Annotated in this window: 25 protein-coding genes; 12 read left to right on the top strand and 13 right to left on the bottom strand. The window is 68.8% G+C overall.

What is annotated here, in order from left to right:
• Positions 1-28: 28 nt before the first annotated feature.
• The 4 genes from L1081_RS02480 to L1081_RS02465 all read right to left on the bottom strand — a co-directional run bounded on the left by L1081_RS02480 (position 29) and on the right by L1081_RS02465 (position 3,951).
• Entirely contained in the window at positions 29-757 is a 729-nt protein-coding gene (locus tag L1081_RS02480; protein WP_489415042.1) for a haloacid dehalogenase type II, read from the bottom strand.
• Positions 758-764: 7 nt separating this feature from the next.
• Complete coding sequence (locus L1081_RS02475; RefSeq protein WP_489415041.1) at positions 765-1,400, bottom strand: bifunctional 4-hydroxy-2-oxoglutarate aldolase/2-dehydro-3-deoxy-phosphogluconate aldolase; 636 nt, start codon at positions 1,398-1,400, stop codon at positions 765-767.
• Between the two features lie 16 nt (positions 1,401-1,416).
• Positions 1,417-3,243 (bottom strand): phosphogluconate dehydratase, encoded by a 1,827-nt coding sequence (gene edd / locus L1081_RS02470; RefSeq protein WP_489415040.1) that lies wholly within the window; start codon positions 3,241-3,243, stop codon positions 1,417-1,419.
• Positions 3,244-3,399: 156 nt separating this feature from the next.
• On the bottom strand, positions 3,400-3,951 hold the full coding sequence (locus L1081_RS02465; RefSeq protein ID WP_489415039.1) for an OmpA family protein: 552 nt from the start codon (positions 3,949-3,951) through the stop codon (positions 3,400-3,402).
• 126 nt (positions 3,952-4,077) lie between these two features.
• Between L1081_RS02465 and L1081_RS02460 the strand changes: the two genes are divergently transcribed.
• Together L1081_RS02460 and L1081_RS02455 are read left to right on the top strand one after the other, a co-directional pair.
• Positions 4,078-4,806, top strand: coding sequence for a gamma-glutamylcyclotransferase (locus L1081_RS02460; RefSeq protein WP_489416851.1), 729 nt, complete (start codon positions 4,078-4,080; stop codon positions 4,804-4,806).
• On the top strand, positions 4,803-5,345 hold the full coding sequence (locus L1081_RS02455) for a superoxide dismutase family protein (RefSeq protein WP_489415038.1): 543 nt from the start codon (positions 4,803-4,805) through the stop codon (positions 5,343-5,345). Before L1081_RS02460 ends, L1081_RS02455 begins: the two co-directional genes overlap by 4 nt.
• A 4-nt stretch (positions 5,346-5,349) precedes the next feature.
• Here L1081_RS02455 and L1081_RS02450 read toward each other — a convergent pair whose 3' ends face one another.
• Positions 5,350-5,916 (bottom strand): NTP transferase domain-containing protein, encoded by a 567-nt coding sequence (locus L1081_RS02450; protein ID WP_489415037.1) that lies wholly within the window; start codon positions 5,914-5,916, stop codon positions 5,350-5,352.
• A gap of 49 nt (positions 5,917-5,965) precedes the next feature.
• Between L1081_RS02450 and pdxH the strand changes: the two genes are divergently transcribed.
• Positions 5,966-6,646: a pyridoxamine 5'-phosphate oxidase gene (pdxH, locus tag L1081_RS02445; protein ID WP_489415036.1), complete on the top strand. Its 681-nt coding sequence runs from the start codon at positions 5,966-5,968 to the stop codon at positions 6,644-6,646.
• Positions 6,647-6,755: 109 nt separating this feature from the next.
• On the opposite strand, the gene L1081_RS02440 is transcribed toward pdxH, so the two are convergent.
• The gene (locus tag L1081_RS02440; protein WP_489415035.1) at positions 6,756-7,967 is read right to left on the bottom strand and encodes an OmpA family protein; all 1,212 of its coding nucleotides are present in this window, start codon (positions 7,965-7,967) and stop codon (positions 6,756-6,758) included.
• A gap of 18 nt (positions 7,968-7,985) precedes the next feature.
• Between L1081_RS02440 and L1081_RS02435 the strand changes: the two genes are divergently transcribed.
• A complete protein-coding gene (locus L1081_RS02435) occupies positions 7,986-8,351 on the top strand; it encodes a hypothetical protein (RefSeq protein WP_489415034.1) in 366 nt (121 codons plus the stop codon).
• Between the two features lie 98 nt (positions 8,352-8,449).
• Here the strand turns inward: L1081_RS02435 and L1081_RS02430 are convergent, their stop codons facing one another.
• From L1081_RS02430 to msrA, 4 genes are all read right to left on the bottom strand, one after another.
• Positions 8,450-9,400 carry an AEC family transporter gene (locus L1081_RS02430; protein WP_489415033.1) on the bottom strand — a complete coding sequence of 317 codons (951 nt, stop codon included), beginning with the start codon at positions 9,398-9,400 and terminating at the stop codon, positions 8,450-8,452.
• A gap of 46 nt (positions 9,401-9,446) precedes the next feature.
• Positions 9,447-11,555: a TonB-dependent receptor domain-containing protein gene (locus L1081_RS02425; protein WP_489415032.1), complete on the bottom strand. Its 2,109-nt coding sequence runs from the start codon at positions 11,553-11,555 to the stop codon at positions 9,447-9,449.
• A 76-nt stretch (positions 11,556-11,631) separates the two neighbouring features.
• Positions 11,632-12,033, bottom strand: coding sequence for a hypothetical protein (locus L1081_RS02420; RefSeq protein WP_489415031.1), 402 nt, complete (start codon positions 12,031-12,033; stop codon positions 11,632-11,634).
• Between the two features lie 26 nt (positions 12,034-12,059).
• A complete protein-coding gene (gene msrA / locus L1081_RS02415; RefSeq protein WP_489415030.1) occupies positions 12,060-12,611 on the bottom strand; it encodes a peptide-methionine (S)-S-oxide reductase MsrA in 552 nt (183 codons plus the stop codon).
• Positions 12,612-12,711: 100 nt separating this feature from the next.
• Here msrA and L1081_RS02410 point away from each other — a divergent pair, with 100 nt between their 5' ends.
• The 4 genes from L1081_RS02410 (at position 12,712) to L1081_RS02395 (ending at position 16,074) form a co-directional block, all read left to right on the top strand.
• Positions 12,712-13,389 (top strand): TetR family transcriptional regulator, encoded by a 678-nt coding sequence (locus L1081_RS02410; RefSeq protein WP_489415029.1) that lies wholly within the window; start codon positions 12,712-12,714, stop codon positions 13,387-13,389.
• 90 nt (positions 13,390-13,479) lie between these two features.
• A complete protein-coding gene (locus L1081_RS02405; RefSeq protein ID WP_489415028.1) occupies positions 13,480-14,157 on the top strand; it encodes a methyltransferase domain-containing protein in 678 nt (225 codons plus the stop codon).
• A gap of 13 nt (positions 14,158-14,170) precedes the next feature.
• Positions 14,171-14,509 (top strand): rhodanese-like domain-containing protein, encoded by a 339-nt coding sequence (locus tag L1081_RS02400; RefSeq protein WP_319427058.1) that lies wholly within the window; start codon positions 14,171-14,173, stop codon positions 14,507-14,509.
• A gap of 26 nt (positions 14,510-14,535) precedes the next feature.
• Positions 14,536-16,074: a TolC family outer membrane protein gene (locus L1081_RS02395; RefSeq protein WP_489415027.1), complete on the top strand. Its 1,539-nt coding sequence runs from the start codon at positions 14,536-14,538 to the stop codon at positions 16,072-16,074.
• Positions 16,075-16,191: 117 nt separating this feature from the next.
• On the opposite strand, the gene L1081_RS02390 is transcribed toward L1081_RS02395, so the two are convergent.
• Complete coding sequence (locus L1081_RS02390) at positions 16,192-17,574, bottom strand: glycosyltransferase N-terminal domain-containing protein (protein WP_489415026.1); 1,383 nt, start codon at positions 17,572-17,574, stop codon at positions 16,192-16,194.
• A gap of 5 nt (positions 17,575-17,579) precedes the next feature.
• Positions 17,580-18,962 carry a phosphomannomutase/phosphoglucomutase gene (locus L1081_RS02385; RefSeq protein WP_489415025.1) on the bottom strand — a complete coding sequence of 461 codons (1,383 nt, stop codon included), beginning with the start codon at positions 18,960-18,962 and terminating at the stop codon, positions 17,580-17,582.
• Between the two features lie 112 nt (positions 18,963-19,074).
• Here L1081_RS02385 and L1081_RS02380 point away from each other — a divergent pair, with 112 nt between their 5' ends.
• The 3 genes from L1081_RS02380 to L1081_RS02370 are packed head-to-tail and all read left to right on the top strand — an operon-like array spanning position 19,075 to position 22,183.
• A complete protein-coding gene (locus L1081_RS02380) occupies positions 19,075-20,679 on the top strand; it encodes an Ada metal-binding domain-containing protein (RefSeq protein WP_489415024.1) in 1,605 nt (534 codons plus the stop codon).
• A gap of 6 nt (positions 20,680-20,685) precedes the next feature.
• Positions 20,686-21,180, top strand: coding sequence for a methylated-DNA--[protein]-cysteine S-methyltransferase (locus L1081_RS02375; protein ID WP_489415023.1), 495 nt, complete (start codon positions 20,686-20,688; stop codon positions 21,178-21,180).
• A gap of 31 nt (positions 21,181-21,211) precedes the next feature.
• Entirely contained in the window at positions 21,212-22,183 is a 972-nt protein-coding gene (locus L1081_RS02370; protein WP_489415022.1) for an EamA family transporter, read from the top strand.
• Here L1081_RS02370 and L1081_RS02365 read toward each other — a convergent pair.
• Positions 22,158-22,811, bottom strand: a complete 654-nt coding sequence (locus tag L1081_RS02365) for a DUF1345 domain-containing protein (protein WP_489415021.1) — start codon at positions 22,809-22,811, stop codon at positions 22,158-22,160. The genes L1081_RS02370 and L1081_RS02365 overlap by 26 nt on opposite strands.
• A 218-nt stretch (positions 22,812-23,029) precedes the next feature.
• Here L1081_RS02365 and L1081_RS02360 point away from each other — a divergent pair, with 218 nt between their 5' ends.
• Positions 23,030-23,869, top strand: coding sequence for a hypothetical protein (locus tag L1081_RS02360; RefSeq protein WP_489415020.1), 840 nt, complete (start codon positions 23,030-23,032; stop codon positions 23,867-23,869).
• The last annotated feature ends 31 nt before the right edge of the window (positions 23,870-23,900 follow it).

Here is a 23,900-nt window from a genome sequence, read left to right as displayed (position 1 = left end):
CGCACGCGGATGGCGGCAAGCCGGCGGTTCAGCAGCCCAGCAGGTCGGCCAACTGCCTGATGTTGCGCGCGTGCAGGTTGTTGTCCGGATTCGGCGAAACGTCCTTCGGCTGGGTGCGGCCGAATTCATGGGGCCGCTCGATGTAGGCGGTCTTGAGGCCGCAGGTGCGCGCCGCCGCCAGATCGTCGTGGTGCGCCGCCGCGAGCATCACTTGCCCGGGCGTTGCGTCGAATACGCCCGCCACGCCGAGGTAGGTGCGCGGATCGGGCTTGTAGGCCTTGAACACCTCGGCCGACAGCACGCAGTCCCAGGGCAGGCCGGCACGCTTGGCCATTTCGGTCAGCAGGCCGATGTTGCCGTTGGAGAGCGTGCAGATGGTGAATTTCTTCTTGAGGCGCGTGAGTCCCTCCACCGCATCGGGCCATGCGGGCAGGCGGTGCCAGGCCCGGCTCAGTTCGCGCTTGGCAGCGGCATCGAGCCGGTCGGCCAGGCTGAAGTCGTGCAGCACCTGTTCGAGCATGCTCAGGTGCAGCTCGTCGAGCAGCGTGAAGCCGCCCTCGCCCGCCGCGATGCGCTCCATCACGGATTTCATGGCAGGCTGGTAGCCCGCGCGCCAGGCGAGCGCAAAGGCGGCGCCATCGACGCCCGGCAATGCGCGCTCGGCCTCGGCGGCGATGCCGCTGTGCCAGTCGACCACGGTGCCGAAAACGTCGAAGGCAATGACCTTCAGGTCACTGGCGTCGAAATCCGCACGCATGATCGGCTCAGCGTGCGAGTTGGCTCGCCGCGCGCGCGAGCTGTTCGATGCGCGCCCAGTCGCCGTTGCGGATGGCGTCGGCCGGCACGATCCACGAGCCGCCCACGCAGGCCACGTTCGAGAGCGCAAGGAACTCGGCCGCGTTGTCTGCATGGATGCCGCCGGTCGGGCAGAAGGTCACGTCGCCGAACGGGCCCTGCCACGCCTTCAGCATGGGGATGCCGCCCGCCTGCAGCGCGGGAAAGAACTTGAGTTCGGTGTAGCCGTCTTCCTGCGCCGTCATGATCTCGCTGCCGGTGGCCACGCCGGGCAAAAGCGGCAGGCCGAGGTCGTGGCAGGCCTTGCCGACCGCGCGCGTATAGCCCGGGCTCACGCCGAACTTCGCGCCGGCCAGCGCAGAGGCCTGCGCGTCGGCCGCGCTGCGGATGGTGCCCGCGCCGGCCACGGCCTCGGGCACGTCCCTGGCAATGGCCTCGATGCATTCGAGCGCCTGCGGCGTGCGCAGGGTGACCTCGAGCATGCGGATGCCGCCGGCCACCAGCGCGCGCGCCAGTGGAATGGCATGTTTCACGTCGTGCAGCACGATCACCGGAATGACCGGTGCATCGCGCATGACCTCGAGTGCGGTGAGTTTGTCTGTCATTTCATTGCTCCATTGTTCACAGCCACGAGCATGCGCCCTCTTCCGCCGTCAGCGCGTTGCGCCGCATGCCCGCGAACAGTTCGCGGCCCAGGCCGTGGCCGTCGGCGATGCGCTTGGCCTCGGGCAGCTTCGCGATCTCGCGCTCGGCCCATTCGTCGTCGGGCACCAGCACCGCCAGTGTGCCCGCCACGGCGTCCAGGCGCACGACGTCGCCATCGCGCACCTTGGCGAGCGGGCCGCCCGCGGCGGCTTCCGGAGAAACATGGATGGCGGCCGGGATCTTGCCCGAGGCGCCGCTCATGCGGCCGTCGGTGACCAGCGCCACGCGAAAGCCCTTGCCCTGCAGCACCGACAGCGGCGGCGTGAGCTTGTGCAGCTCGGGCATGCCATTGGCCTGCGGTCCCTGCCAGCGCACCACGCAGACCACGTCGCGTTCGAGCTCGCCGGCGGTGAAGGCCTGGTGCAGCGCGGCCTGCGAATCGAAGACGCGCGCCGGCGCCTCGATCACGTGGCGGTCGTCGGGCACCGAGGACACCTTGATCACGCTGCGCCCCAGGTTGCCATTGAGCAGCTTCAGGCCGCCGGTGGCGCTGAAGGGATTCTCCACCGGCCGCGCGATGGCTTCATCCTTGGAAGGCGCGGCGGAAGTCCAGACCAGGCGGCTGTCGTCCGCAAGGGACGGAATGCTCGCGAACTCGCGGATGCCGCCGGCACGCACGGTCAGCACGTCGGCGTGCATCAGGCCGGCGTCGAGCAGCTCGCCGATCACGAAGCCCGGGCCGCCCGCGGCCTGGAACGCGTTCACGTCGGCGCTGCCGTTGGGATAGACGCGCGTCAGCAGCGGAATCACGTCGGAGAGCCGGGAGAAGTCGTCCCAGTCGATCACGATGCCGGCCGAGCGCGCCACGGCCACCCAGTGGATCAGGTGGTTGGTGGAGCCGCCGGTGGCCAGCAGCGCCACCATGGCATTGACGATGCAGCGCTCGTCGACCATTTCGCCGATGGGCGGGCAATTGAATTTCGCCTCGCCCGCACGGCCCAGCACCGTGCGCACGGCCTCGCGCGTGAGCGTCTCGCGCATCACGTCGCCGGGCTGGATGAAGGCGGTGCCCGGCACGTGCAGGCCCATGGCCTCGAGCAGCATCTGGTTGCTGTTGGCCGTGCCGTAGAAGGTGCAGGTGCCCATGGTGTGGTAGGCCGCCATCTCGGCGTCGAGCAGGCCCTGCCGGCCGACCAGGCCTTGCGCCGCCTGCTCGCGCACCTTCGACTTCTCGCCGTTCGACAGGCCCGAGGGCATGGGGCCGGCTGGCACGAACACCGTGGGCAGGTGCCCGAAATGCAGCGCGCCGATCAAGAGGCCCGGCACGATCTTGTCGCACACGCCCAGCAGCAGCGCGCCGTCGAACATGTCGTGCGTGAGCGCGATCGCGGTGCCCATGGCGATCACGTCGCGGCTGAACAGGCTCAGCTCCATGCCGGGCGTGCCCTGGGTCACGCCGTCGCACATGGCGGGTACGCCGCCGGCCACCTGCGCGGTGGCGCCGAGGCTGCGCGCCTCCTGTTTGATGATGTCGGGGTAGCCCTGGTACGGCGCGTGGGCCGAGAGCATGTCGTTGTAGGCGGTGACGATGCCGATGTTGGGCGCGCGCTCCGTCACCACCTTGAACTTGTCGTTGGCCGGGATGCCGGCCACGGCGTGCGCGACGTTGGCGCAGCCCATGCGGTCGGAGCCCCGGTCGCGGTTGCGGATTTCCGCCAGCCGCCGGAGGTACGCGCTGCGCGGCCCCTGGCTGCGCTCGCGAATGCGATCAGTGACGTCAAGGACGGTGGGATGTGTGCTCATGGGGATGGTTGCGGTCGCGCTGCCGGCATCTGGCCACTGTCGCTTTTGCGACCTTCGACGTGGAAGTCAATGGTACCAAGACCCTGCGACCGAGGCCGATGGAAATCCGCACCCCGGCAATACGGATTGGCGGACTCGGTGCGGCCCGCTGCCGGCTCAGTCGACCAGCTTGACTTCCACGCGCCGCGCCTGGGCATCGTTGCCCGAGCCCGCGGTGATGGCGGGCCGCTGCAGGTCGACCTTGTCGGCCGGCACGCCCAGGCCCACCAGCACGTCACGGACTGTTTCGGCGCGCTTCTTCGCGAGCTGCTCGTTCATGGCCGCGTCGCCCGTGGTGTCATGGAAGCCCGAGACCACGGCCTTTCGGCCGCTCTCCACGCCCTTGATGACGGCGGCCAGCGCCTCCGCCGCGCCGGGCGCCAGGTCGGCGCTGCCGGTGGCGAAATAGAAGTTCACCACGCCGTCGGCCACGCGGATGCTGGCACCGTCGGGAATGACGACCGTCACCGTCTCGGTCACTTCGGCCACCGTGGTGTTGGTGGCCGGCCCTGCGGCCACCGCAGCCACTGCGACAGCGGGCATGGCCGCCGGCGCCGCGCCATGGCTCTTGTGCCAGAGCACGATGCCCAGCACGAAGAAAATCACCAGCGCAATCAATGCCAGGAGAAATCCGAGGATGAAGTTTTGCTGGCTGTCGTCGTCGCTCATGAGGGGTCGTACTCCGTAGGAAGAAAGAGGTCGGTAAATAATGGTGCGGTGAACCATGATCGCGAAATTGTAGGCGGCGGCCCCTCCGGCCCCGCACCCGATCCCGGACCGCCGGGCCTGGACCCGCTGCCCAGGCCGCTGCGCGACCCGCAGCCCATGCTTGAACAGGCCATTGCCGACTGGGGCGGGCGTGACGACCTGTGGCTCTTCGGCTACGGGTCGCTGATCTGGCGCCCCGAGTTCGATTTTGCGGAGCGCCGGCCGGCCTGGGTGCATGGCTGGCATCGCGCGCTCAAGATGTGGAGCCGCATCAACCGCGGCAGCGTCCAGACGCCCGGTCTCGTCTTCGGCCTGTTGTCGGGCGGCAGCTGCCGCGGCATGGTGTTCCGGGTGCCGTCGGCGCACGGGCTCGACACGCTTCGCAGGCTCTGGCTGCGCGAAATGCCCACCGGCGTGTACGACCCCAGGTGGCTCAAGTGCACCACGCCCGAAGGCCCCGTGCGCGCGCTCGCCTTCACGCTTTCGAGGCGCAGCCCCAACTTCACCGGCGAACTCAGCGACGAGCGCTACCGCCACATCTTCACGCATGCCGTCGGCCGCTACGGCAGTTCGCTCGACTACGCGCGCCAGACCCTGCTGGAGCTGCGTCGCCACTCGATCCACGATGCGGCCCTGGCACGGCTGGTTGCGCTGGCCCAGGAGCGGCAGCAGGAACAGGAACGCCAGGCAGCGGCCGGGGCGGCGGCCGATTGCGGGATGCCGCCGGCTCCGGTATATGTTCCAGGGTCTCCGGACAAATCTCCTTCTTCTTCCCTTCCCCAACAATCCTCCGGACCGTCCAAGGAAAAACCATGAACCATCGCCTTCTCGCCGCCACCGGCACCGCCCTTCTCGCCAGCGCCCTGCTTTCGGCCTGCGGCAGCATGATGGGCGGCAAGCCGAGCGCGGCCGCCGAACTGATGCCCACCGCGGCGATCTCGCCCAACCCCACGCGCGGCACGGTGACCTTCACCGCGCTGGACCATGGCGTGCGCGTGGCCGGCGAGGTGCGCGGCTTCGTGCCAGGCAGCGAGCACGGTTTCCACATCCATGAAAAGGGCGATTGCGGCGACAACGGCAACGCCTCGGGCGGCCACTTCAACCCGACCGGCGGCACGCACGGCAAGTTCAGCGCACCGGGCAGCCATGCCGGCGAACTGCCGAGCCTGGTGGCCGATGCGAACGGCGTGGCGCGTTTCAGCGTCGACGTGCACACGATCTCGCTGACCGAAGGCGCCGCCAACAACGTGGTGGGCCGCGCGCTCGTGGTGCACCGCGACCGCGACGATTTCACCACCCAGCCGGCCGGCAACTCCGGCCCGCGCACCGCCTGCGCGGTGATCGCGCGGCGCTGAGCGGCTAGCCCGAAAAACGCGCCAGCCAGAGCGCCTCGGCAGCGGCCAGGGCCTCGGGCGTGTCGACGTCGGTCACGATGCCCACGTCGTCCACCACGAGGTCTGCCACGGCATCGATGGCGCGCATCGCCTTCAGGATGGAGGATGCGCCCAGAGGCCCCTTCAGCGCCGCGAGCTGCGCGCCGCAGCCGGCCGAAAAGCCGACCGGATGGCCGCTCTCCCCCCTGTATTGCGGCTGCACCGCGCGCACCCGGCCGGTTAGCGCGCCGGCCACGGCCCGCAGCGTCTCGGGACGCACCAGCGGCAGGTCGCCCGGAAGAATGAGCCAGCCGGCGGCATCCGGCGTGGCGCGCACCGCGGCGGCAATCGAGTCGCCCATGCCCGGATGGCCGGCGTCTTCGAGCCGCCACGGCAGGCCGCTCGCGCGCACCGCGTCCAGCGTGCGTTCGAGCAGCGGCGTGCCTGCCAGCAGCGCCTGCAGCTTGGGGCCGGTGCCACCGGCCGCGATGAAGCGCTCGCCGCGGCCCGAGGCCAGCACGATCACGCAGGGAGAATTCGCCTTTGTCGCCATGCGGCGAGTATGTGCGCGGAATGCCCGCGGTGCCTTGCGGCGGCGGCGCATGCGCAACAATGCCGGCATGAGTTCTTCCTCTTCCCCTCCCACCAGCGAAGCGCTGGCCGCGCTGCGAAAGAGCTACGAGCGCGCCGAACTCGGCGAATCCCACAGCGCCGAAGATCCGCAGAAGCAATTCGAGCGCTGGCTCGGCGAAGCCATCGACGCGCAGGTGCCCGAGCCCAACGCCATGACCCTGTGCACCGTGGGCGGCGACCTGCGGCCTTCGAGCCGCATCGTGCTCATCAAGGGCTATGACGCGCGCGGCATCGTCTGGTACACCAACTACGAAAGCCGCAAGGGCCGCGAACTTTCGGGCAACCCGTACGCGGCCTTGCAGTTCCACTGGGTCGAGCTCGAACGCGTGGTGCGTATCGAGGGCCGCGTGGAAAAGGCAAGCGCACAGGAGAGCGACGCCTACTTTGCGAGCCGCCCGCTCGATTCGCGCATCGGCGCCTGGGCCAGCCCGCAGAGCGAAGTGATCAGCGGCCGCGACGTGCTGGTCAAGAACGCGGCCGTGGCAGCCGCCAAACACCTGCTCTCGCCGCCGCGCCCGCCGCACTGGGGCGGCTATCGGCTCGTGCCGGACCGCTGGGAATTCTGGCAGGGCCGCAAGAGCCGCCTGCACGACCGGCTGCGCTACCGGCTCGAAGGCGCCGCCTGGGTGCGTGAACGCCTGGCCCCCTGAGCTTCCCCGGCTTTTTCGCGGAACACCGCGGAACCGGCTTGGCCGGGCCGCTGGTGTTGCCCCCTTGAGGGGGAGGCGGCTACACGAAGTGAGCTGCTACGGGGGTGGGTCAAGCCTCGCAGGGTGCCACTTTGAACTCGACCCGGCGGTCGAGTGCATCGCTCGCATCGTCGGCGCCCGTACCCACGATGTTCTCGCGGAATCCCATGCCGGATTCGCGCAGCTTCTTCGACAGCGGCGGCGCCTCGCCCACCAGCCGGGTCTTCACGCTGAGCGCGCGCTGCAGCGACAGGCGCTCGTTGACCGATTCCGAACCGGTGCGGCTGGTGTGGCCTGTGACCACCACGCAGGAGTCGATCTGCGCCGCCTGGCGCGCGATCTGCCGCAGCCACATCGGATAGGCGGCGCTGATCTTCGGGTCGGCCAGGAAATCGGTCGAGCCGGGCTTGAACAGGAACTTCACGCTCAGGTTGTTGGTTTCGAGCCCGAGCCGCGCCAGGGTGCCGAAGGTCTTCTCCGCGTCGGCCGTCCGGCCGAGCTGGGCCTGCGTGAGATACAGGCCGCTGTAGATGCGCAGCTGCTGGCCGTCGGGCCGGCGCGAAGCGGCCTCGTAGCGGCTGAGCGCCTCGCTCATTCGGCCGGCCTCGTAGGCGGCAGTGGCCTCCTGCAGCACGGTCGACGTGGGCAGGCGCTCCAGGTACAGCGCATCGGCGGCTTGCCCGGGCTGCGTTTCGGCGGTGCGGATGTAGCCTTCCACGCCACGGTCCTTGCCGTTCACCGGGCTGTCGCGAAAGAAGGCCGTGGGCCGCGTGTCGAGCGTCGCGTCGCTGATGCGCGCCACCGATTGCGCGATGACCATGCCGCTCCTGATCTCGGTCAGCGCCAGGTTCAGCCGGTAGCGCCCGTCGGCCGAATCCTTGTCGCGCACCAGCGTGCCGTTGAGCACGTACTGCGCGCGCTCGATCTCGGTGTTGTTGAAGGGCGTGACGGTGAACTGCTTGAACTGCGACTGCATGCGCTGCACGATGCGCTGCTCGGCCACGCGCGTGACCTCGGTCTGCTGGCCGCTCGCGCCCTCGAGCAGCGGGTCGATCACGATGCGGCTCTGCTTGATCGACGACTCCACCTTGGCCAGGAAGGCCGGCAGCTTCTGCGTCTGCACGATCAGGTCGTCCACCGCCTGGTTGACGGCCTGCTCGAAAGGCATGGCATTGCCCGGCGCCGGCCGGTGCGCGCAGGCGGCGCAAAGCAGCGCGGCGCACGACAGCGCCAGCACGCGCATGGCCGTGCGGATCGGGTGGGTGGTCTTCGTCATCAGCATTGGCTCCTCAGGATCTTCATGTCTTCGTCCGACAGCGGCTCCCCCACCGCTGCGCGCATGTTGATTTCGCTGCAGCGCCTGGAGGGCGGCGGCCTTTTCGGGGCCGGGGCCTTCTCCGCTTCCAGCGGCTGCGGCGCGGCCACGGCAATCGCCTGCGGCTTCGGCCTGGCGCTCGGCTTCGAAGCCGGAGCGGGCGCCGGCTTCGGCTGCACCGGGCTGGCCGCAGCCGACGGGGCCGGCGCCGGCTCGCGCGGCACGGCGGCTGAAAGGCAGGGCGTTCGGCACGGCTTCGTATCGGCGGCCGCCGGCATGGCGCCGCCGCACAGCGCGATCACCATCGCAATCGGCGCCATGGCGGAAAACGGCGAAGACCGCAGCTGGTAAATCATCAGCGGGCAAATGTAGAACGAGAGGCGCCGCCCGCCATCTCGCCAAATGGCCACCCTGCCGAATGGCCTAGTCCTGCCCGCGCTATGGAAGCCTCAAGGCAGCCACTGCACCAGGGTCATGACCAGCGTCAGGGTCGCGAGCGCGAGCACCGTCGACACCGCGACGCTGGCCGTGACCAGGTCTTCCGATGTACGGTAGCGCTGCGAAAAGAGAAAGACGTTGGCGCCAATCGGCAGCGCCGCCGCCACCACCATCACGGTGAGCGGTATGCCGCGCACGCCCAGCAGCCAGCCGATGCCGGCCACCAGCAGCGGATGCAGCAGGTTCTTCACCAGCGCCTGCACCGTCGCTTCGCGCCAGTGCCGCCCGACGGGCGTCAGCGCGAGCGTGATGCCCACCATCACCAGCGCCACCGGACCGAAGGCCTGGCCGAGCAGCAGGATCGGCTTGTCGAGGAAACCGGGCATCGCAAGCCCGGTCTGCGCGAACAGCAGCCCGGCGATGATCGGCATCGGCACCGGGTGGATGATGGCGTTGCGCAGTGCGCGCAACACGGTGCGCGCCATGGGGCGCTGTTCGTGACCTTCCCGCTGCGCATGCTCGCGCGCCACGGCCAGCTCGAGCACGACCGTGGCGCTGGTCAATAGCACCAGCGAATGCAGCGAGATCAGCGTGAGCAGCACCACCATGCCCTGCTCGCCATAGGCCAGGCCAACCAGCACGATGCCGATCATCACCGTGTTGCTGTAGGTGTTGGCCAGCGCAATGACGGCTGCCGTGCGGTTGAAGCCGCGCAGCGCCAGCGTGCCCGCGAACAGCAGACCCGAGGCAATGAAATAGGCCGCCACCGGCTTCAGGCTCAGCTCCTGCACGTGCACCGTGCTCATCGCGCGGAAAAGCAGCGCCGGCGCAAGCAGCAGGAAGATCAGGTTGGAAAGGTCCTTGACGGCGTTGCCGCCGATCCAGCGGCGCCGGCCGGCCAGGTAGCCTGCCGCGATCAGGACGACGACCGGCAGCAGCGAAGAGATGACGAACGAATTCACCCGCCGAGGATAGCCTCTTGCCTGCAGGCAACGCCGGCGGGTTCGTTCAGAAGGTCACGCGCAACCCGACCTTCAGCGAGCGTCCGGGCAGCGGCGCGTTCGGGTACACCGTCGTCGTCAGGATCGAGGTCGGGCTGTAGGCCAGCTTGTTCGTGATGTTGTCGATGCGCGCATACCAGGTGAGGTTGGCGCGCTGCACCTTCATGCGATAGGCGATCGAGGCATTCCACAACGTGTAGGCATCGGTTTCGCGCGCGCCGATGCTCGGCACGTGGCGCTGCGCCGCGTTGTAGTCGAAGCCGAAGCGTGCGCTCCAGGGGCCGTTGCCATAGGCCAGCGTCGCGCCCGCGCGGAAGGGCGCGATGCGCGGCAGCGGCTCGCCGGTGTCGAGATTCTTGGCACGCACCACGTCGCCGCGCCATTCGAGGTCGAGCGTCGAGGCATCGGCCAGCCGCCCGAAACCGTCGGTGCCCAGCAGGCGCAGGTTGCCGCTCGCCTCGATGCCTGTGAAGCGCGCGCGCACGCCGCTGTAGAGGTACTCGGCCAGCGTGTCGGTGGCTTCGGGGTCGGTCACCACCTGGCCTTCTTCGTCGAGCGTGCGGCCCGATGCCGTCAGGCCGATGTAGTTGCGAAAGCGTGTGACGTAGGCATTGACGCGGGCCGTGTTGGCACCCGACTTCCATTGCGCGCCGACGTCGAAGCCGACCGACTTTTCCTTCTCGAGGTTCGGATTGCCGACCTCCCAGGCCGCCGTTGCCACGTGCGGGCCGTTGGCGAGCAGCTCGTAGTCCTTCGGTGCCCGCTCGGTGTAGGCCAGGTTCGAGGTGAGCTGCCACTGCGGCGTGAGATTGACGAGCGCGCCCACGGCCGCGCTGTGCGGGTTGAACGTGCGCTCGCCAATGGCAAAGCGCGTCACGGTCGGGTCGTCCGGATAGCCGAGCGACGTGACGCGGACCTTCTCGGTGCGCGCGCCAAAGCTCAGCCGGCCCCAGGAGGTGCCGAGTTCCTCGTACAGGAACAACGCATTGGAGCGCGTGCGGCTGTGCGGCGCAAAGGCTTCTGCGCCGTCCGCGGCAAAACGGTTGCTCTCGCTCGCGAAGCCGACCAGGCCCTCGAAGTTGCCGATCTTCTGGTGGCGCGCCTCGATGCGCAGGTCGTTGCTCATGTTCGAGAAGGTGGTGCCGGCCTCGGCGCCTTCGTACTCGGTGTGGCGGTAGTTGGTGTGGCTGGCCTTGGCGTGGATGCTGCTGATGAAGCCGCCCGGGCGCCACTCGCCTTCGATCGCCTGGCGGTCGGACTTCATGCCGATGGTCACTTCGTCCTCGGCCACCGTGCCGTAGGTGCTGCGATAGGTGCTGGCGGAGGCGCCGATCCAGCCCTGGTCGAAGAACAGCGTGCCGCCGATCGCGCCGCCATGCGCCTCGTTGGCCGAATTGCAGATCTTGCGCGCAAGCCAGGGCCGGCCGGGCTTGCTGCATTCCAGGTCGATGGGCACCGAGACATCCTTGGAGTCGCGGTTGAACGCATCGACGTGCAGCGCGAAGCGGTCGTTGCCGCCTTCGAGCACCACGCCGCCGTTCTTCTCCTTGTTGCCGGTGGAAAAGCCCAGGTCGGCGCGACCGCCGAAGCCGTTGATCGGCTCGCTCGGAATGCGGTTGTCGATCACGTTGACCACGCCGCCCACCGCGCTGCCGCCGTACTGCAGCGCCGACGGGCCGCGCAGCACCTCGACGCGTTCGGTGACCAGCGCGTCCATCGGCACCGCATGGTCGTAGCTCAGCGACGAGGCGTCGGGCGCGCCGCCGCCGTTTTGCAGGATGCGGATGCGGTCGCCGTCCAGCCCGCGAATGATCGGCCGGCTGGCGTTGGGGCCGAAGTAGCTGCTGCTCACGCCGGGCAGGTTGTCGAGCGTTTGCCCCAGCGTCGATTCGGAGCGCATCAGGAGCCTGTCGCCCGAGAGCGTGGTGGTGGGCGCGATCAGTTCGCTCGCGCCCAGCGGATTGCCGGTGACGGCGATCTCTGGCAGGGCCGACGCGGCCGCTTCGGCGGGCTGCGCCCGGAGTACCGGTTGGGGCTGGGCCTGGGCCATGGCCGCGAAGGAGGCCAGCGAAAGAACGGCAGCGCCGATGGCGTTGCGACGGAAATTGGGAATCATGATGAACACTCGTTGAACCAAGGGGCGATCGCCGCCATCCGCAAGGCGCGGAGCAGCAACCGGAACACAGGGGGATTCAGCGAGTGGAAGGCGGGCCGCGCGCGTCGAACAGCGCAACCCAGCGGGCGATGGCCTCGCCCTGCAGGTAGGCAAAGGTGGCCGAGGGCAGCAGCACCGGCAGCACCACCATCGGCACCCCGGGCGCACCCGAACCGTGCGAGAGCTGGTCGTAGAGCCGGCATTCGGCGTCGGAGTGATGGCCGAACAGGTCGCCGATGCCGTGGGCCGCATGCTCGTGCGCGCCCTCCGGGTGCGCCGCCAGCGCAGCCGCCGCATGGGCCTGCGCCAGGCCGGGCACGTGCAGCGTCCGGTGGATCAGCCCCAGCGTGCCCGCGAACCACAGCGCCACCACCAGCGCGACGGCGATCGCGCGGGTCGACGCGATCGACCGGGTCGGGACTGGGCTGGCGATGTGCACGGGAAGCGGGGCCTGAAGGAGAACGCTCAGGCCTTGACGCGCGACGCGAAGGTTTTCTGGAACTTCTCGACCTTGGGTCCGACCACGAAGGCGCAGTAGCCCTGGTTCGGGTTGTTCAGGAAGTAGTCCTGGTGGTAGGCCTCGGCCGCCGAGTAGTTGGCGAGCGGCGCCACCTCGGTCACGATGGGAGAGCCGTAGGTCTTGCTCGCCTCGATCTCGCGGATGACGTCCCCGGCCACCTGCTTTTGCGCATCGCTCGTGAAATAGATGCCGCTGCGGTACTGCGTACCCACGTCGTTGCCCTGGCGGTTCAGGCTCGTGGGGTCGTGCACCACGAAGAAGATCTCGAGAATTTCGCGCAGGCTGATGGCCGCGGGGTCGAATTCCACCTTCACCACCTCCGCATGCCCGGTGCGGCCGGTGCAGACCTGCTCGTAGCTCGGGTTGACCGTCTGGCCGTTGCAGTAGCCCGATTCGACGTCCACCACGCCCTGCACCCGGTCGAACACGGCCTCGGTGCACCAGAAGCAGCCTCCGCCGAGCACGATGGTTTCAGTGGGCGACGATGAAGAGGACATGGCTGCTCCGGCAGGTGGGGAAAAAGCGAACCCGATATTGTCGCGGCTTGACGGGCCGGATGCTGGTCACTACATTACTAACCAGCGAGTCATTAAAATCATGCCGACCCCCCGATTCTTTGCCGACAAGATCTGCCCGGTGCGCGCCAAGCGCGAGCGCCGCAAGGAGGCGCGTCCGGGCGAACTGCTGGCGGCGGCGCTCGACCTGTTCGTCGAAAAAGGCTTTGCCGCCACCCGCGCCGAGGAAGTGGCGGCGCGCGCGGGCGTCTCCAAGGGCACCCTCTTTCTTTACTTCCCGAGCAAGGAAGAGCTCTTCAAGGCCGTGGTGGTCGAGAACCTCGGGGGCCGGTTTGCCGAGTGGAACGACGAGTTCGAGGCCTTCGAGGGCACCACCGCCGACATGCTGCGCTACTGCATGCGCGTCTGGTGGGAGCGCGTGGGCATGACCAAGGCCTCGGGCCTGACCAAGCTCATGATGAGCGAAGGCACCAATTTTCCCGAGCTGGCCGAGTTCTACCGCAAGGAGGTGGTGCGCCCGGGCCATACGCTGCTGCGGCGCATCCTGCAGCGCGGCATCGACCGGGGCGAATTCGCGCCGGTCGACATCGACCACGCCATCTACGCGGTGGTGGCGCCCATGGTCTTCCTGATGCTGTGGAAGCACTCGGCCATGGTCTGCGTCGACGCGGAAACCTCGCTCGACCCTGAAAAATACCTCGCCACGCAGGCCGAGACCGTGCTCTACGGCCTCACCCGGCAGCCCGGAGCCGCCGCATGACGCGCAAATGCATCGCCGGCCAGCCGCGCGTCCGCGCCGCGCAACCTAAAATTGAAGGTTTGTCCTGAGCCCCACAAGGAAAAGCCTCCCATGAACCCCACTCCCTCCCTCGAGCGCCTGCGCTTCAACATGATCGAACAGCAGATCCGGCCCTGGGATGTGCTCGATCTGGAAATCCTCGACCTGCTGGCCTCGATCCGGCGCGAGGACTATGTGCCGCCCGCCCACCGCGCGCTGGCCTTCTTCGACATGGAACTCCCGCTGGGCGACGGCGCCGTTCCCGGCCAGGTGATGCTCTCGCCCAAGGTCGAGGCGCGCATGCTGCAGGACCTGCATGTGCAAAAGCACGAATCGGTGCTCGAGATCGGCACCGGATCGGGCTTCATGGCCGCCCTGCTCGCCCATCGCGCGGCCCAGGTGCTGTCGCTCGAAATCGATCCCGCGCTGGCCGCCCGCGCCGCCGAGACGCTGCGCCAGAACGGCGTGACCAATGTCGAGGTGCGCAATGCCGATGGCGCCGTGCCGCTGCCGAGTGGCCCGAGCTTCGACGTGATCGTGCTCAGCGGCTCGGTCGCGCGCATTCCGCAGAACCTGCTCGGCTCGCTCAAGGTGGGCGGCCGCCTCGCCGCCATCGTGGGCGAGGAACCGATGATGCGCGCGCACTTCGTCACCCGCAGCAGCGAAAGCAAGTGGGACACGATCCAGCCCTGGGACACGGTGGCGCCGCGGCTGCTCAATTTCCCCGAGCCCTCGCGCTTCTCGTTCTGAACGGGTTCACCGAATGATCGACCAAGTCCGCCCCGCCGATCTTGCCGCCTGGTTTGCGCAGCACCCCGAGGCGGCGCCCGTGCTGCTCGATGTGCGCGAACCCTGGGAGCTGCAGACGGCCAGCGTTGCGCCGCAGGGCTTCACGCTCGTGGCCATCCCGATGAACGAGATTCCGGCGCGGCTTGCCGAACTCGACGAAGGCCAGCGCATCGCATGCCTGTGCCACCACGGTGCGCGCAGCCAGCGCGTGGCGGCCTTCCTGAGCCAGAACGGCTTTGCCGAGCTGGCCAACGTGGCCGGCGGCATCGACGCCTGGTCGGCACAGCACGATCCCTCCGTGCCGCGCTACTGATCCGATTCTTTCTCCAAGGACGTTCAATGCCTTTCAGGCCCAGGCTTTTGCCTCTTTCCGCAGCGCTCGCAAGTCTCTTTGCCACCCTGCTCGCACTGCCGGCCCAAGGCCAGACATTGAACGAACTCTACGAATCCGCACGCGGCTTCGACGCCACCTACCAGGGCGCGCGAGCCCAGTACGACGCGAGCGTGGCACGCGCCGCGCAGGCCAAGGCCGGCATCCTTCCCGCCGTGGGGCTCACGGCCGGCGCCACGCGCAACAACCTCGACATCGACACGCTCACCGGCGCCGGCCGCGGAACGACCACGCCGCGCGACTTCACCACGCAGAACATCGGCGTCAACGCCACGCAGCCGCTGTACCGGCCCGCCAACTGGGCCACCTACGAGCAGGGCAAGCGCCAGGCCGAGATCGCACAGTCGGTGCTCACCATTGCCGAGCAGGACCTGATCGTGCGCGTGAGCCAGGCCTACTTCGACGTGCTCGCGAGCCAGGACAGCCTGACACTGGTGCGCGCGCAGAAGGTGGCGGTGGCCGAGCAGCTCGCGTCGGCCAAGCGCAACTTCGAGGTCGGCACTTCCACCATCACCGACACGCGCGAAGCCCAGGCCCGCTACGACCTCGTCATTGCGCAGGAGATTGCCGCCGAGAACGACCTGCAGGTGAAGAAGGTGGTGCTCGACCAGTTGGTCGGCCGGCCGGGCAGCGTGCCGGTGCCGCTGGCGCAGCCGGTGGTGCTGCCGACCGCCACGCCGGCCAACATCGAAGCCTGGGTGGCGCAGGCCGAGGAAGCGCACCCGGCCATCCGCCAGGCGCAGCTCGGGCTCGACGTGGCCGGGCTCGAAATCCGCAAGGCCGAAGCCGGCCACAAGCCCACGCTCGACGCCAACCTGGGCTACAACATCACGCGCAATCCGCACGGCACCAGCACCAGCACCGTGGGCACGCGCATCGACGCCGCCTCGGTCGGCGTGGTGTTCAACCTGCCGCTTTTCGCGGGCTTTGCCACCGAGAACCGCATCAAGGAAACGCTCGCGCTCGAGGACCAGTCGCGCAGCGTGCTCGAAGGCACCCGCCGCAGCGTCGCGCAGGCCACGCGCGCGGCCTACCTCGGGTTGGTGTCCGGCGCAGGCCAGGTCAAGGCGCTCGAAGCGGCCGAGGCTTCGAGCCAGAGCGCGCTCGATGCCAACCGGCTCGGCTACCAGGTGGGCGTGCGCATCAACATCGACGTGCTCAATTCGCAGAGCCAGCTCTACCAGACCAAGCGCGATCTCGCGCAGGCGCGCTACAACGTGCTGCTGGGCAACCTGAAGCTGCGCCAGGCCAACGGCACGCTGACGGTCGAGGACATGAACGCGATCAATGCGACGCTGGCGAAGAATGGCAGCACGGCGGTTTCGCCTGCGCCCGGCGAACGGCCGCAGGCCGCGCCTTCGGTGCCCGTGACACCGCCGCCCATTCCCGTGGTGCCGCCGGTGCCGGTGCCGCCGTTCAATCCGCCGGCACCAACGATGCCGCCGGCACCGGTGCCGCCGGTGATCCTCAATCCGCCAGTGCGCTGAGGATTTCTCCCTCCCCTCCCGGGGGAGGGCCGGGGTGGGGGCACGACGGCTTCGACCCGATCATGGCGCTCGCCCCCATCCCAGCCTTCCCCCAGCGGGGGAAGGAGCCATGCACACTCAGTCGAGGGTCGGTTCGGCGCGCGGCGCTTCGCTTTCGAGCGGCGCATGTTCCGACGCCACAGGATCCGCCGCCTGTGCGATCGCCAGCACCGCGGCCGCCGTGCGTTCGGCCGCGCCGCGGTTCGATGACGAGAAAGCCAGCGCGGCCTCGGCCATGGCGGCGCGCCGGTCGGGGTTCTCGACCAGCTTGAGCGCCGCAGTGACCGCCTGCTCCATGTTCTCGACGCGCAGCGAGGCACCGGCGGCCAGCGAAAGCTGCGCCGCCTCGGCAAAGTTGAAGGTCGAGGGGCCCATGACCACCGGGCAGCCGCAGGCGGCCGGCTCGATGAGGTTCTGCCCGCCCAGCGGTTCGAAGCTCCCGCCCAGCAGCGCGACGTCGGCCAGGCCGTAGTACAGCGCCATTTCGCCGAGCGAATCGCCCAGCCAGATCTCGGCGTCCGAAGGCTCGCCCGCGGCGCTGCGGCGCGCCACGGCAAAGCCTTCGGATTCGATCAGCGCAGCCACTTCGTCGAAGCGCTGCGGATGGCGCGGCACGATCATCCACTGCACGTCGTGCACGCGCTTGGCGATGGAGCGGATGGCGCCCTGCTCGGGCGGCACGGGAGAGGTGGCGCCGAAGCGCCTGAGCACGTCGAGCAGCATCCGCTCCTCACCGTCGCGCGAGCTCGCGAGCACCACCATCGGCTTGGGCAGCCGCTCGCGCAGCGTCACGGCCGCAGCCAGCTGGCGCGCATCGGGCGAAGCGTCGAACTTGAGGTTGCCGTAGATGCCGGCCACCTTGGCGCCCAAGGACACCAGCCGGTGCGCGTCGGCTTCGGTCTGCGCCCACACGGCGGCCAGCGCCGAATACGCGGGCCGCGCGAGCCAGCCGAGGCGCTCGGCCGCGGCCAGCGATTTTTCGTTCAGCCGCGCATTGGCCAGCACCAGCGGAATACGGCGCTCGGCGCAGGCGGCGGCCATCTCGGGCCAGACCTCGGTTTCCATCAGCACACCGATGCGCGGCTGGAAGCGGTCGAGAAAGCGCTGCACCGCGCCGGGCATGTCCCAGGGCTGCCAGACCTGCGTGTCGCCGGGCTGAAGCAGCTTGGCGCCCTCTTCGCGGCCGGTGGCCGTGCCATGCGTGAGCAGGATCGGTATGCCCGGATACTGCCTGCGCAGCTCCTCGATCAGGATGGCGGCGGCGCGCGTTTCGCCGAGCGAAACCGCATGCACCCAGCACTGGCCCTCGCCGTTGGTTGCATCGTCGTAATAGCCGAAGCGCTCCTCGACGGCCACGCCGTAGCCGGGCTCGGCCTCTGCCCGGCGCCGCAGCTTGCGGCGAACCAGCGGTTGCACGACGGTGGTGAAGGCGCCGTACAGGCGCAGCAGCAGCGAACGCACGGTGCTCAGTGCGACGCTTCGGCCAGCGTAGCGTCAGCCTTGACGGTTTTGAGGAGCGCGAGCATCTCGGCTTCGATGCGCTTCAGGGCCGCATCGGTCTGGCCCTCGAAGCGCAGCACCAGCACCGGCGTGGTGTTGGAAGCGCGGATCAGGCCGAAGCCATCGGGCCAGTCGACGCGCAGGCCGTCGATGGTCGAGACCACCGCGGGTGCCGCGAAGCTCGCGCCTGCGACGAGTTTGTCGACCACCGCATGCGGTTCGCCTTCGGCGCATTTCACGTTGAGTTCGGGCGTGGAGAAGCTCGTGGGCAGCGCGTTGAGCGTGTCGCTCGCATTGGGCGTCTTGCTCAGGATCTCGAGCAGGCGGCAGCCCGCGTAGGTGCCGTCGTCGAAGCCGAACCAGCGCTCCTTGAAGAAGATGTGGCCGCTCATCTCGCCGCCGAGCGGCGAATCGATTTCCTTCATCCTGGCCTTGATCAGCGAATGGCCGGTCTTGAAGATCATCGGCTTGCCGCCCGCGGCCTCGATGGCCGGCGCCAGGCGCTGCGAGCACTTCACGTCGTACACGATGGTGCCGCCCGGCACGCGCGAGAGCACGTCCTGCGCAAAGAGCTGCATCTGGCGGTCGGGGAAGATGTTCTGGCCGTCTTTCGTGACGATGCCCAGCCGGTCGCCATCGCCGTCGAAGGCCAGGCCCAGTTCGGCGTCGCCTTCGGCCAATGCGGCCATCAGGTCCTTGAGGTTCTCGGGCTTGCTCGGATCGGGGTGGTGGTTGGGAAAGTCGCCGTCGACCTCGCTGAACAGCTCGGTCACTTCGCAGCCGATGGCGCGGAAGATGGCCGGCGCCGTGGCGCCCGCAATGCCGTTGCCGGAATCGACCACGATCTTCAGCGGGCGGGCCAGCTCGATGTCGCCGACGATGCGCTTCGTGTAGGCGTCGGTCACGTCGACCTTGCGCACGCTGCCGCCGGGGGCGAGCCTGGCCGTGCCTTCCTCCATCACCTTGCGCAGGCCCTGGATCTCGTCGCCGTAGATGGCGCGCCCGGCCAGCACCATCTTGAAGCCGTTGTAGTCCTTGGGGTTGTGGCTGCCCGTGACCTGGATGCCGCTCGTGCACAGCGTGTGGGCCGCAAAGTAGAGCATCGGCGTGGTCACCGCGCCCACGTCGATCACCTCGATGCCGGTGGCCACCAGGCCGCTGATCAGTGCTTCGGCGAGCGCGGGCCCCGAGAGGCGGCCATCGCGGCCCACGGCCACGGTCTTTTCACCGGCGGCGCGGGCGGCGCTGCCGAAAGCCCGGCCGAGTGCTTCCGCGACCTCGGCATCGAGCGTGACGGGCACCACGCCTCGGATGTCATAGGCCTTGAAAATCGACGCACTGAGTTGCATGAAGAGGCATTCCCTGTAGGTTCTGGAGAACGGGCCATTGTAGGCAAGCGCCTGGGTGCCCACATGTCCGAAAACGGCCAGTTGAAACGAGTCGAAACCGTATCATTTGCCCATGCCTACCTCACACGCATCCACCGAAGCACTCGAGAGCGACGCCTGTTACCTGGCGATGAAGACGCACGATGCGCGCTTCGACGGCTCGTTCTTCACCGCGGTGACCTCCACCGGCATCTACTGCCGGCCGGTCTGCCGCGTGAAGCTGCCGCGGCGCGAGAACTGCCGCTTCTTCCGCCACGCGGCGCAGGCCGAGGCCGAAGGCTTCCGCCCCTGCCTGCGCTGCCGGCCCGAGCTCGCGCCGCGGGCGGCGAGCTGGTCGACCGAGGATGCCTCGCGCATCCTCGCGCTGCAGGCCGCTCGGCTCATCGACGAGCCCGATGCCTGGTCCGAGGACGGGCCGGGCGCGGCGCAGATCGCCGCACGGCTCGGCGTGAGCGACCGCCACCTGCGGCGCATCTTCGAGGCGCAGTTCGGCGTCTCGCCGCTGCAATACCTGCAGACGCGCCGACTGCTGGCCGCCAAGCAGCTGATCGCCGACACGCGCCTGCCGATGACGCAGGTGGCGCTGGCCAGCGGCTTTGCGAGCGTGCGCCGCTTCAACGCCGCGTTCCTGGAGCACTACGGCCTCAACCCGAGCGCGCTGCGGCGCGCCGGCGGTGCCGCGGGCGGCGAGGGAAAGGCCATCGAGGTGCGGCTGGGCTTTCGCCCGCCCTACGACGTGGGCGCGATGCTCGGCTTCTTCGCGCGGCGCGCGCTGCGCGGCGTCGAGCTGGCCACCGCGGCTGACGGCAAGGAGCCTGCCAAGGGCAGCACGCCCGTCTTCGTTCGCCTGGCCCGCACGCTGCGCGTGCAGCAAGGCGGACAGGTGCACGCCGGCTGGCTGCAGCTGCGCTTCGACATGGAGCGCGAGCAGATGCTGCTGTCGGTCAGCGACTCGCTCGCCGCGGTGCTGCCGATCGTGATCAGCCGCGCACGCGCCATGCTCGACCTCGATGCCGAACCGATGGCCATCAACGCCGCGCTGCACGAGGCCTTTCCGCACGGCGACGGCCTGCGCGTGCCCGGCACGGTCGACGGCTTCGAACTCGCGGTGCGCGCGGTGCTGGGCCAGCAGGTCACCGTGGCCGCGGCGCGCACGCTGGGCTCGCGGCTGGTGGAGGCTTTCGGCGACTCCATCGCCACGCCCATCAAGGGCCTCGACCGCCTGTTTCCCACGCCCGCGGCACTGGCGGCCGCGAGCGGCGATGCACTCGGCAAGCTCGGCATCGTGCGGCAGCGCCAGGCCGCGCTGCAGGCCATCGCGCGCGAGGTCGCCAGCGGCAAGCTGGCGCTGCATGCGGGCGCCGACGTGCCTTCGACCATTGCCGCGCTGCAGGAGCTGCCCGGCATCGGCGCCTGGACCGCGCAGTACATCGCGATGCGCGCGCTGCGCTGGCCCGACGCCTTTCCCGCGGGCGACGTGGCGCTGCAGAAAGCGCTGGGCGTGAGCACCGAGCGCGCGGCCAGCCAGGCGTCGCAGGCTTGGCGGCCCTGGCGCAGCTATGCGGTGCTGCGCGCCTGGCATGCGCCGTCCTCTTCCCCTCCCGCTTCCGCCGCAACAGCCCCCTTGGCGGCGGCAGAGCCTTTCAACAACCTCACTACGGCAGGCGCCTCCGCCTGAAATGTCATGAAGTTCAAGAGCAAAGTCATCTATACCTCGCACATCGACACGCCGCTCGGCGGCATCACGATGGCGGCCACCGACGAAGGCCTGGCGGGCGTCTGGTTCGACCAACAGCGCCACTGGCCCGACACCACAGGCTGGCAGACCAAGGACGACCATCCCGCGCTGGTCGAGGCCGGCGCCCAACTGCGCGACTACTTCGCAGGCAGGCGCGACACCTTCGACGTGAAGCTCGACCTCTCGCACGGCACCGCGTTCCAGCAGAGCGTGTGGCAGGCGCTGCTCGCCATTCCGGCGGGCAAGACCCTGACCTACGGCGCGCTGAGCGTGAACGTGGGCAACCCGGCCGCGGTGCGCGCGGTGGGCGCGGCCGTCGGGCGCAACCCGATCAGCGTGATCGTGCCCTGCCACCGCGTGCTGGGCGCCGACGGCTCGCTGACCGGTTACGCTGGCGGGCTCCACCGCAAGACCGCGCTGCTGGAACTCGAAGCGAAATAGAGAGAGCCCGCCGCAGGGCTGCGAAGACCATATGAGCACGACAACAAACGACAACAGCACCACCGTCCTCCCCTCGCCCAAATCCAAGCCCTGGCTCATCGACCTGGTGCTGCTCGGCGCGCTCTGGGGAGCGTCCTTTCTTTTCATGCGCATCGGCGCGGCCGAGTTCGGCGCCTTGCCGGCGGCTGCGGTGCGCGTGGCGGTGGCCACGCTGTTCCTGCTGCCGCTCCTGTTCATGCGCGGCCACGGCGCGGCACTGGCACAGAACTGGAAGGCATCGATGGCCATCGGCGTGCTGAATTCGGGCATTCCGTTCGCGCTGTTCTGCTTTGCGCTGCTGACCATCAACAGCGGCCTGGCGGCGGTGATCAACGCCACGGTGCCGATGTTCGGCGCGCTGGTGGCCTGGGCCTGGTTTCGCGACCGGCCCGATGGCTCGCGCATCGTCGGCCTGGTCATCGGCTTCGCGGGCGTAGCCATGCTGGCGAGCCGCAGTGCGGGCCTGCACGCCAATGCCGACGACAGTGCCGCGCTGTGGGCCGTGCTGGCCTGCCTCGGCGCCTGCGCCAGCTATGGCGTGGCGGCCAGCGCCACGCGGCGCTACCTGGGCGGCGTGCCCGCGCTGGCCACCGCCACCGGCAGCCAGATCGGCGCCACGCTGTTCCTCGCGCTTCCCGCGCTGTGGTTTTGGCCCGCGCAGATGCCGAGCCTGCGCGCCTGGTTCGCGTTGCTGGCCCTGGGCATTGCATGCACCGGCCTCGCGTACATCCTTTTCTTTCGGCTCATCGCCAATGCGGGACCGGCGCGCGCGCTGACGGTGACCTTCCTGGTGCCGGTGTTCGCGGTGTTCTACGGCGCCGTGTTCCTGGGCGAGAACATCACGCAATGGATGCTGATCTGCGCAGCCGTGATCGTCTGCGGCGTGGCGCTGTCCACCGGCCTCGTGAAGCTGTGGCCGCGCGCAGGCAGCGCGGCCGCTACATCGCCCCCGCGACCACGTTGACCGACAGCGCGAGCACCAGCATGTTGAAGGCGAAGGCCAGCACGCTGTGCACCAGCGTGATGCGCCGCATCTCGCGCGAGGTGGCCTGCACGTCGGACACCTGCGTGGTCATGCCGACCACGTAGGCGTAGTACAGAAAATCGAAATAGTCGGGCTCCTGCTTGCCCGGAAAATCCAGCCCGCCGTCGGGCGAGCCGTCGCGCCGGTCGATGTAGTAGCGGTGCGCATAGTGAAAGGCGTAGATCGTGTGCATCATGAGCCACGAGCCCACCAGCGCCACCAGTCCCAGCGCGATGTGGCCCGCCCGCGCCGGCCCGCTCATCAGCTTGACCTGCTGCAGCAGCATCGCAATGGCCACCACGCTCACGCAAATGGCCACCAGCATCGATACCAGGATCAGCACGTTGGGCTGGTCCAGCGACTGCGCGCGCGCGCGGGTGCGCTGCGCATCGAAGGTGTCGGCCAGCCACCACGTGAGCACCTGGTAGACCGCGACCGCGGCGCACCAGCCTGCGAGCCCGCGTGCCACGGCATCGAGCGGCCACAGGGTGGCCGCGACGACGGCGCCCACCGCGCCGCCATAGAAAAGACGCTGGGGGCCGGTCGTCGCTGAAAGGTGTTTTCGCATGTTCGAAGCTTAGCTCTAGTACTTTCTAAGACGTGCGAGCGTTGGCATCAACATCGTCCTACATGCACAGCGGCAATCGGCGCATGGGCGCTTTCGCGAAGGTCCGATCAACTTGGCGGTCATCAACAGGGAGCAACCGCCCGGACGCCTGGCGCGCATAAAAATTGCGTGTCGAGCCCGAGGCGTTTTTTTTGCCTTCTCCTCTTAAGGATCTCTTCATGCTGTTGCTCCGCTCCTGCCCGTTTGCCAGCCCTGCACGGTTGACGAAACTGGGCGCACTGGCCGGCGTCGGATTTCTCTTCGCTCCCGCATTGGCCTGGGCCGAACCGTCGCCCGCACTGGACCGTTTCAGCTTCTCGGTGGGGGCTTTCAGCGCCGATCCGAAATTCAACGCATCGGTCAGCTCGCCCTATGGCGCGCTGCGCACACGCGACCTCGAGCCCGGGCGCGTGACCATGCCGCGCGTCACGGCCGACCTGCTGATCGGCGACAGCCATGGCATCTCCTTCGACTACTACCGCTACAAGCGCGACTACTTCGGCCAGGCCTCGGGCAGCGATTCCTTCGGCGGCTTCGGCAGCGTGACCGCGGTGGGCAATGCCAACCTCAACGTGAAGCTCGACTTCGCGAAGCTCTCGTACAAATGGTGGCTCGGCTCGGGCAACACGGTGTTCGGCCTCGGCGCCGGCGCGGCCTACTACCGCATCGGCGTCGGCACCAACGCCAACATCGCGGTGAACGGACGGATCCGCACCTTGAACGAAGACTCGAGCGATGACGCGATCGCGCCGCTGCTCGAGGTCGGCGTGCGGCATGCCATCACTCCCGACCTGCGCCTGTTTGCCGACCTCTCCGGCGTGCGCAAGGGCGGCGGCCGCTTTCACGGCAGCATCTACAACGCCACCGCGGGCGTGGAGTGGTTTCCCGTGAAGAACGTCGGCGTGGTGCTGGCCTATGGCGCCACCAACATCGACATGGCGCGCGAGAGCAGCACGGCGGAGACCCGCGTCAAGGTCAAGCTGCACGGGCCTTCGGCCTTCGTCAAGGCGCGGTTCTGAGGTTCCCACAGCGCGGCTGCCATGCCATGGA

The sequence above is a fragment of the Variovorax sp. MSC1_012 genome, from assembly GCF_023667525.1.
Taxonomy (GTDB): Bacteria; Pseudomonadota; Gammaproteobacteria; order Burkholderiales; family Burkholderiaceae_C; genus Variovorax; species Variovorax beijingensis_B.
This window is presented reverse-complemented; position numbering and strand designations above follow the sequence as displayed.

Coding starts and splice junctions, on each gene's coding strand:
- L1081_RS02440 (WP_489415035.1), bottom strand. CDS start 7,967: ATGCTGATGACGAAGACCACCCACCCGATCCGCACGGCCATGCGCGTG.
- L1081_RS02425 (WP_489415032.1), bottom strand. CDS start 11,555: ATGATTCCCAATTTCCGTCGCAACGCCATCGGCGCTGCCGTTCTTTCG.
- msrA (WP_489415030.1), bottom strand. CDS start 12,611: ATGTCCTCTTCATCGTCGCCCACTGAAACCATCGTGCTCGGCGGAGGC.
- L1081_RS02480 (WP_489415042.1), bottom strand. CDS start 757: ATGCGTGCGGATTTCGACGCCAGTGACCTGAAGGTCATTGCCTTCGAC.
- L1081_RS02405 (WP_489415028.1), top strand. CDS start 13,480: ATGAACCCCACTCCCTCCCTCGAGCGCCTGCGCTTCAACATGATCGAA.
- L1081_RS02380 (WP_489415024.1), top strand. CDS start 19,075: ATGCCTACCTCACACGCATCCACCGAAGCACTCGAGAGCGACGCCTGT.
- L1081_RS02400 (WP_319427058.1), top strand. CDS start 14,171: ATGATCGACCAAGTCCGCCCCGCCGATCTTGCCGCCTGGTTTGCGCAG.
- edd (WP_489415040.1), bottom strand. CDS start 3,243: ATGAGCACACATCCCACCGTCCTTGACGTCACTGATCGCATTCGCGAG.
- L1081_RS02395 (WP_489415027.1), top strand. CDS start 14,536: ATGCCTTTCAGGCCCAGGCTTTTGCCTCTTTCCGCAGCGCTCGCAAGT.
- L1081_RS02385 (WP_489415025.1), bottom strand. CDS start 18,962: ATGCAACTCAGTGCGTCGATTTTCAAGGCCTATGACATCCGAGGCGTG.
- L1081_RS02365 (WP_489415021.1), bottom strand. CDS start 22,811: ATGCGAAAACACCTTTCAGCGACGACCGGCCCCCAGCGTCTTTTCTAT.
- L1081_RS02475 (WP_489415041.1), bottom strand. CDS start 1,400: ATGACAGACAAACTCACCGCACTCGAGGTCATGCGCGATGCACCGGTC.
- L1081_RS02360 (WP_489415020.1), top strand. CDS start 23,030: ATGCTGTTGCTCCGCTCCTGCCCGTTTGCCAGCCCTGCACGGTTGACG.
- L1081_RS02435 (WP_489415034.1), top strand. CDS start 7,986: ATGTCTTCGTCCGACAGCGGCTCCCCCACCGCTGCGCGCATGTTGATT.
- L1081_RS02410 (WP_489415029.1), top strand. CDS start 12,712: ATGCCGACCCCCCGATTCTTTGCCGACAAGATCTGCCCGGTGCGCGCC.
- pdxH (WP_489415036.1), top strand. CDS start 5,966: ATGCGCAACAATGCCGGCATGAGTTCTTCCTCTTCCCCTCCCACCAGC.
- L1081_RS02465 (WP_489415039.1), bottom strand. CDS start 3,951: ATGAGCGACGACGACAGCCAGCAAAACTTCATCCTCGGATTTCTCCTG.
- L1081_RS02375 (WP_489415023.1), top strand. CDS start 20,686: ATGAAGTTCAAGAGCAAAGTCATCTATACCTCGCACATCGACACGCCG.
- L1081_RS02450 (WP_489415037.1), bottom strand. CDS start 5,916: ATGGCGACAAAGGCGAATTCTCCCTGCGTGATCGTGCTGGCCTCGGGC.
- L1081_RS02455 (WP_489415038.1), top strand. CDS start 4,803: ATGAACCATCGCCTTCTCGCCGCCACCGGCACCGCCCTTCTCGCCAGC.
- L1081_RS02370 (WP_489415022.1), top strand. CDS start 21,212: ATGAGCACGACAACAAACGACAACAGCACCACCGTCCTCCCCTCGCCC.